Genomic DNA, 621 nt, shown 5'->3' with positions numbered 1-621 from the left:
TTTCGAATATGATTCCTCGTTGGGAAATATTACCGTTGAGAAAGGTTCTATTTCGATCAACGGCGTAAGCCTGACGGTGTTCAATTCCGAAAATGGCTCATTTCGGGTGACCATCATCCCGTACACCTACGAGCATACTAACTTTCACCAACTAAAAAAAGGGGATATAGTTAATCTTGAATTTGATATACTGGGGAAATACGTCCAGCGTATGATGGGACGCTAACAAACCCCGACTATTGGTGGCGTAAAAATTTCCTTCTATTTTTACCGTTTAAAAACGAAATGCTCTTGTAAGCCCATGGCTAAAATAAGTACTAACTCCCGGAAAGACCTTCTTATTCATATCGGTATCATTATTTCACTGGTAACCGTTTTGTTCCTGAGTTTCTTCTTCCTCTACCTGCCCATGCGCACCAATCACGGTGAGGCTATCACGGTACCAGACCTGAAAAATATGAACATTGAGGAGCTGGAAGATTACCTCGACACCCGCGATTTACGGTATGAGGTGAGTGACTGTACATTTGTGGCGAAGGTCCCCCCATTGACAATTATTTCGCAATATCCACAGGCTGGCTCCAAGGTAAAGGAAGGGCGAAAAATATATGTTACAGTAGT

Annotated in this window: 1 protein-coding gene and 1 pseudogene; both read left to right on the top strand. The window is 42.7% G+C overall.

Annotation, left to right across the window (positions count from 1 at the left end; translation table 11 throughout):
- Positions 1–226 (top strand): annotated as a pseudogene (locus tag ACLD7X_RS17880) (riboflavin synthase); the annotation flags it as partial.
- 183 nt (positions 227–409) lie between these two features.
- On the top strand, positions 410–621 hold a 212-nt coding region (locus ACLD7X_RS17875; RefSeq protein ID WP_425625462.1), incomplete at its 3' end, for a PASTA domain-containing protein.

Source organism: Aphanothece microscopica RSMan92 (assembly GCF_046613545.2).
Classification (GTDB): Bacteria; Cyanobacteriota; Cyanobacteriia; order PCC-6307; family Cyanobiaceae; genus NIES-981.
This window is presented reverse-complemented; position numbering and strand designations above follow the sequence as displayed.